Annotated in this window: 1 protein-coding gene; it reads right to left on the reverse strand. The window is 37.1% G+C overall.

What is annotated here, in order from left to right; all coding sequences use genetic code 11:
• Positions 1-99: 99 nt before the first annotated feature.
• On the reverse strand, positions 100-615 hold the full coding sequence (locus ACIPUA_RS08215; RefSeq protein WP_158516038.1) for a fimbrial protein: 516 nt from the start codon (positions 613-615) through the stop codon (positions 100-102).
• Between the last annotated feature and the right edge of the window lie 123 nt (positions 616-738).

A 738-nucleotide genomic window follows, 5' to 3' on the forward strand; every position in this document is an offset into this window, starting at 1 on the left:
ACTAAAGAGAATTCCTCCACAAATACCCTTTTTTTTAAATTTAATGGTTCTCATCATTAACTCACTATTTGGTTAAAATTAGCCAAAGCAGCATAAAGCTTATGGATAACTAGCTTCCAATGTAACAGTGCTTGTAAATCCACCTCCTGCGATACTATTAACCGCAACGCCAGGATTTAATAATGGATAAGCTCTTATCGTTGGACGCTGGCTATTTGTAAATCGAATATCTGTATTCAACGCAAAGAAGGTCGGGCTACTACCTGATACAGTAGCAAATCGTATACCTAAATTATCATTACTTGTCTTAAGCACGTTAGAGTTGAATTTAGCACCGTCCCCCTTAAATCTAAGAGCAACGTTTGTAGCGCCATCAGCATCACACTTTAGCGTATATGGCACAGGCTGTGGAAAATTAGTACCTGTAATCGTTCTAATTACCATATCTTTAAAATCCACCTCAATTGGGCCATTACCGACACCTGAAATCTCACATGGTGGATTTAAAATTAAATTACCTTTAATATTAACTGTAACTGAATCTGCGGCTAATGTAGATGATGTAAATAGGCAACTAACGACAGTAAAAGCAATTTTAAGTAGTCCTCTATGCATCGTATATCCCTTAAGTTGATTCATTCTTTTGGTAAAATAATTAGTCATAACTCAATTGAAACCCCATAACACCATAGAACTCGCCGGGTGAAACCATGTGTTGTAAACGGATCGGAGCAACAG

The organism is Providencia sp. AGC89, assembly GCF_053543535.1.

Coding starts and splice junctions, on each gene's coding strand:
- ACIPUA_RS08215 (WP_158516038.1), bottom strand. CDS start 615: ATGCATAGAGGACTACTTAAAATTGCTTTTACTGTCGTTAGTTGCCTA.